Raw genomic sequence first — 5,441 nt, forward strand, 5'->3', positions numbered from 1 at the left:
TGGGTATCGCTACCCATTTAGGATGAACGAATCGCACACGGTGAAGTTGTGCGGCTACGAACAACCTTTGCAACACCGCCAAGATCTCTCAGTAGTCCGCTCCAGCCGGGTTGTTATGCTGCCGTTGCTTTTGCTATTACACATTCTTCTCAAGGATTTATCAATTGTTGAAGGGAAGCTTCTAACGAAACAAGGTCTTCTTGAACCGTTTGCCAGATAATGGACAGATTCACTTGAAAATACTCGTGAATCACAATATTTCGCATTCCACGCACATCGCCCCAGGGAATTTCAGGATGCGAAGCTTCTACATCCAGTGGAATGCTACGAACTGCTTCACCAATAATTGCCAGGTTATATAAAACTGCTCTGATCGTTTTTCGATCGTTCTGAAACTCCTCAAAGGTTATCTCGTTTGTGAACTCCCGGATCTCTGCAATCGCAGCTAGTACATCTCTTACTCTATTTTGCCAGTCTCTAGAAGGCACGAATCGCCTCCCGGAAAACAGGTTCCCGTAGATAAGGTTTGAGGGAGTCAGGTGTACCCAGATCAACCGAACTCTCTAAAATCTCCTCCAGGTATCGCTTCAAGCGTACAAAGGTGAACAACCCGACCGGACGATCGAACTCTACGAGCAGATCAACATCGCTGTCTGTTCGCGCTTCATCTCTTGCTACTGAACCAAACAGCATTATAGACTTCACGCCAAAATCCTTCAGCGTGTTTTGGTGCTTTGCCAGTAATGTAAGGGCTTCCTGTTTTCGCACTACCTAACCTGCAATGAGAGAGAAGACCTATTGAGAATTGTAGCCCACCAGTCATTTCCTAATTATGTCTCAATAGAAGATTCACAACTACCGGGGCATCGCATCCCACCGATAGCTTGTCGCTTACGCTCTCATCGACAACTAAAGGCAGCATAACGGCAAAGTGCAGCAGCGGTAAATAACCCTCGCCTATCACAGGTATTTTTTGCCCGTCCGCTGAACACGACCGTTATATCAAGTCCGGTCAATCACCATTAGAATAGAGAGATTGAGTGGCGAGGATCGCGGGTATGGGGCGTCGTCTTACCCTGGCATCACATCTGGGTACAGAGGAACTGGAACAGCGATATAAATCAGCCAAGAGCGTCATTGAGCGAGGGCATTATCAGATTATCTAGCTGTTGCAATTAGGCAAGAGTACGGCTGAGGTCTCTGAGGTGACCGGCTACAGCCGAGCTTGGATTTATGAAGTGGTCAGAAGCTATAACCGCCAAGGCCCCGAGGGGCTGGGCGACCAACGACAGCATAATCAGGGGAATGGGCAGGTCATTCTCGATGATGAGACGCAAGCCTTGTTGTACCAAGCCTTGCAGGAGGAACCGCCCGAGGGCGGCTTCTGGAATGGCCGCAAGGTAGCCGACTGGCTCAGTGAGCGCTTGGGCCATCCGGTTCACCGTCAACGGGGCTGGGAGATTCTCAAACAGATGGACTTCTCGCTCAAAGCGCCTCGTCGCGAACATCAGCACGCCGCCACTGAAGAAGAGCAGCGGGAGTGGGAAAAAAATCTGCACACGCAACTGGAGACTCTCAAAACCGCTCACCCCGACGCCGACGTTCAGGTGTGGGCGATGGACGAACACCGCTTGGGACTCCATCCCATCCTGCGCCGAGTGTGGGTCGATAACTGGTTTGGATCGCTGAGTGCGCCTGTCTACTGCCGCTATGACTGGTTTTGGCTCTATGGCTTTGTCCACCCTCGCAGTGGACAGACCTATTGGTGGCTCCTACCTCGGGTCAATATCGACCTGTTTAATCGCTGGCGGATTTTGCCCAACACTTCGAGATTGGCCCTCAGCGACAGGTTTTGTTTGTCATGGATCAAGCCGGGTGGCACACCTCAGACCAGGTGGTGGTACCGGACGGTCTCCATTTGGCGTTTCTGCCCCCATACTCTCCGCATATGCAACCCGCAGAGCGACTCTGGCCCATTCTCAATGAGGTCTTGGCCAACCGGGTGTTCGAGCCCCTTGATGACCTCCTCGACACCAGATGGGGCGCACACGGCTCAAGGGCAAACGCTTACCCCGCTTGAGCCAACGGCTCAACGCCCCCACAACCCTTGGACAATCGGTCTGCCTAGCCGGTTGGTATGGCAACACCGAACGTCAAGTGGAATATACCACCGGTACTGCCGTCTGGTATCACTCAGGAAAACCCGTCGTCCCCCTGCGTTGGGTGCTAGTGCGTGACCCCAAAGCGGAGTTTGCCCCCAAGCCTTTCTCTGTACAGACTTGAACGCTGCTCCCGCAGACATTTTGCTCTGGTTTCGCCAACGCTGGCAGGTGGAAGTTACCTTTGCGGAACTCCGGGCTCACCTGGGAGTCGAAATCCAACGGCAGTGGTCTGACCTGGCAATTGCGCGCACCACCCCTGCGTTGTTTGGGTTGTTCTCTCTGGTGACCCTGTTTACCCATTATCTCCAAGCTCAACACCCCTTCCAATTGTCCACCTCTGCCTGGTATGCCAAATCTCTGCCCACCTTTGTTGATGCCCTGACCACCGTGCGTCGCACTCTCTGGGCTACCAGACTTTTTCCAGGGTCGCCTGAAATCGGCACAGCAGAAAAAGTCTCACCAGAATTACTAGAGATCTGGTGCGATCTACTGTGTTACGCAGCGTAATTGGATAAAGTCGAGCTTAGCAGAGAGCTTCAAAGAACTTTCCGTGCAGCCGGAGGTTGGCGCAGTGTAGAAGACGCAATAAAACTGTGCGAGCAAGTCCCTCCGTAATACCGTACATCCATTGATAAAGTTGCAAAATGGATGAAAGGTAGAGATGGGAGTCACATTATTCCCAAAAGTGCTGGAGGTTCAGATAAACCGTTCAACATTGTTCTTGAAAAGCATCTCGATAACATTAAGCGGGGTGTGAAGCCCATGACAAGAGCTCAATAGTTTGGTGTTTGGGTTGAGGGATTTTCAGCCAACTTGGGGCAAGCTTCGCTGCAAGGATTACAGGCTGCTCCCATTGGTGCCGCGATCGCAGTGGTGACAAGGTTACCAATTACTTTCATTCATTACTCCTGTGCCGTTGCTAGAGGTCAGATGACTAAAGAAGAAGCAATTAAAGCATCGGGAAAAGATTTGCTAAAGGCTGGCGCACTTGGTGCAATCTCAACAGCAGCGGTAGTCATGATATGTGCTGCTTGTCCTCCAATTGCAGCGGCTCTTGCATTGGCTTCTCCAGTCTTACTAACGGTCGGCGGTGCTGCGCTACTCAAGGAATATTACTCTGTAATTGCAGAAAATAAGGATATTCTTTGTAAATGGCTTCCCAAGAAGACGAAAGAGCTACAAGCAGTTGAAGAAACTATTCAGCATGCTCGTGCGCTTGAAGCAAAAGAAAAGTTCGGTTTAAGTTTTTGGTTGCAATGGGCTGGAATCACTACTGTTGCTGGATTTGTTAGTTTGCTAGGCACAACTAGCATTTTGGGAGATTTGGATTCCAGCACTGTTGGGCTATATAGTCTGCTGTCTATGGTACTATCAATTAGTTTTGCACGGTGGATGCTAATGAGAGTTCGCACAGGCGCTGGGATTCAATCGTTATTAATCAAACTCCTTGTAGTTGCAGTTAGCGTTATAATTTCTACTGCGTTGCTTACAATTAATCTGTAGCTTAGTTTAGTTACATTTTTTGGATCAACTGGGATTCCTACATTTTTATCTACAAAACAGTGGTCAAAGCCTTTGTCTCTGATAGCAACTGTGTAAAGCCGAGGTATAACAATTCGGGTGCAGCGGATTGACCGAAGCTGCTTGGGTTGGATGCAAAGTCTCTGGCAACCGCTGACCCGAACCGTTAGACCGCTAGACTTCGGTTGAGACGGTGCTTCAAGGATATCTGTGGGTGTATCTGACTTTTCTCTGACCTTTTCCTGACTTTACAGGGCTGACAAGGTAGGCAAAGGGAGATTAGGGTTGGTTCAGCTAAGAATTACTCAATGCGTTATCGATGAGAACAGTGGTTCGATCAATGGCTGTGTGTTGTCAAATTTAAGGAGATTATCTAATGGCTCGATCGCTATCGCTTCACATTGGTGTGAATGAGGTTGATGCAAGCACCTATGGAGCAATTCCAAAACTGCGAAGTGCAGTCAAGGATGCTGAGCGCATGAAAAAAATTGCAGAGGACTTGCAGTACGAGTCATCCATCCTATTACAGGATAAGGATGCGACCGCTCGTAACGTTCTCGAACAACTGGGACGAATGGCTCAAGAAGTACAACCAGGAGGAGTCGCTTTAGTTAGCTACGCTGGTCACGGTTCCCAAGTACCTGATACGACAGGAAATGAGTCAAGCGGGCGTGATCAAACTTGGGTGCTCTACGATCGAATGCTGCTTGACGACGAACTTTTTGCTATGTGGAAGCGTTTTGTCCCTGGAGTTCGCATTTACTTCATTTTCGATAGCTGCCATAGTGGTAGTGTGGCGCGCTTCCCAGACATTGTGGAATATGTATGCAAGAATAAACCGCAGTTTATGCAGGGGAGCCGTGACTTTGGCATTACCGAGGCGGATCTACCAGATAACAGGCTGTTGCCCCCTGAAGCAGCACTCACTGCTTTCGAGAAGTTTGAAGCTCAGATTACGGCTACATAATGGACTTGTGGAACACGAGATTTTTCTGATCTGACTGCTACTGTAGTTTCTTTTGCTGCTTGTCAAGATGAGGAGACGGCTGGGGATGGTTCGAACAACGGTGTTTTTACAGCGGCATTGAAGTAAGTTTGGAGTAACGGGCAGTTCAACGGAAATTGTGAGTAGTTTCTTCAGCAGATCTCCAGAAAAGTTGATCTGTATCAACGTCCTCGTTTTGAATGGTTTGGGGCTTCCAATGCATCTATGCTGCAACAAAAACCTTTTGTAATTGACCCAGTTTCAATGAGATCTACATGAGGTGGGGGTGAGTTTGGTGGATTAGGAGAGAAGGATTTTGGAGACTTTGGAGGTTGGCGCAATGCAGACTTAGGACTAGAAGAATCACAGATTCGATGCATATTAGAGCTTCCTACTGCTCTAACTGCTTCAACTTCACCAGAGCGGTTTGATGTGACTGTCAAAAGGCAAGTTGCAGATGCTTTGTCAAATGCTTATCGACAAGTTCATGCAGGAGTCACTGCTAGTGGTATTGCCGATGATTTACCTTTGCCAAGAGGCGGTAGTGTGTCAGGTGAAGTTAAGTGCGATTCAGGCGAGTGCAGTGGAAGTATCAAAGGGGAGATACGTTGGTGAATTTGCTTGCGAAAAAGGCGAACAGTAACTTTGTCAAGAGAGGAATATGGAATACGCTAACGAAAACAAGCCGGAAGAAAATGTACAAGTTGGTTCTATCGATGGGGTGCGTGTCACCTTCTTGGTAGGAAAATTAGGCTAGAGGAGAAGAATATCCC

The 5,441-nt window shown here is 48.8% G+C and carries 7 protein-coding genes and 1 pseudogene; 5 read left to right on the top strand and 3 right to left on the bottom strand.

Annotated elements, in window-relative coordinates:
• Window positions 1-149: 149 nt before the first annotated feature.
• The gene (locus ACUVQO_RS22290; RefSeq protein WP_445928016.1) at window positions 150-488 is read right to left on the bottom strand and encodes a HepT-like ribonuclease domain-containing protein; all 339 of its coding nucleotides are present in this window, start codon (window positions 486-488) and stop codon (window positions 150-152) included.
• Window positions 478-768, bottom strand: coding sequence for a nucleotidyltransferase family protein (locus ACUVQO_RS22295; protein WP_445928017.1), 291 nt, complete (start codon window positions 766-768; stop codon window positions 478-480). The genes ACUVQO_RS22290 and ACUVQO_RS22295 overlap by 11 nt, the downstream gene beginning before the upstream one ends.
• Before the next feature lie 290 nt (window positions 769-1,058).
• Here ACUVQO_RS22295 and ACUVQO_RS22300 point away from each other — a divergent pair.
• The 3 genes and pseudogenes from ACUVQO_RS22300 to ACUVQO_RS22310 all read left to right on the top strand — a co-directional run bounded on the left by ACUVQO_RS22300 (window position 1,059) and on the right by ACUVQO_RS22310 (window position 2,669).
• Window positions 1,059-2,080 (top strand): annotated as a pseudogene (locus ACUVQO_RS22300) (IS630 family transposase).
• Window positions 2,038-2,283: a hypothetical protein gene (locus ACUVQO_RS22305; protein WP_445928018.1), complete on the top strand. Its 246-nt coding sequence runs from the start codon at window positions 2,038-2,040 to the stop codon at window positions 2,281-2,283. The pseudogene ACUVQO_RS22300 and the gene ACUVQO_RS22305 overlap by 43 nt, the downstream one beginning before the upstream one ends.
• The gene (locus ACUVQO_RS22310; protein WP_445928019.1) at window positions 2,280-2,669 is read left to right on the top strand and encodes a hypothetical protein; all 390 of its coding nucleotides are present in this window, start codon (window positions 2,280-2,282) and stop codon (window positions 2,667-2,669) included. The genes ACUVQO_RS22305 and ACUVQO_RS22310 overlap by 4 nt, the downstream gene beginning before the upstream one ends.
• A gap of 266 nt (window positions 2,670-2,935) precedes the next feature.
• On the opposite strand, the gene ACUVQO_RS22315 is transcribed toward ACUVQO_RS22310, so the two are convergent.
• Window positions 2,936-3,061, bottom strand: a complete 126-nt coding sequence (locus ACUVQO_RS22315; RefSeq protein ID WP_445928020.1) for a hypothetical protein — start codon at window positions 3,059-3,061, stop codon at window positions 2,936-2,938.
• A gap of 31 nt (window positions 3,062-3,092) precedes the next feature.
• On the opposite strand from ACUVQO_RS22315, the gene ACUVQO_RS22320 reads away from it, so the two are divergent.
• Entirely contained in the window at window positions 3,093-3,665 is a 573-nt protein-coding gene (locus ACUVQO_RS22320) for a hypothetical protein (protein WP_445928021.1), read from the top strand.
• Between the two features lie 394 nt (window positions 3,666-4,059).
• The gene (locus ACUVQO_RS22325) at window positions 4,060-4,650 is read left to right on the top strand and encodes a caspase family protein (protein WP_445928022.1); all 591 of its coding nucleotides are present in this window, start codon (window positions 4,060-4,062) and stop codon (window positions 4,648-4,650) included.
• The last annotated feature ends 791 nt before the right edge of the window (window positions 4,651-5,441 follow it).

Source organism: Leptodesmis sp. (assembly GCF_052746595.1).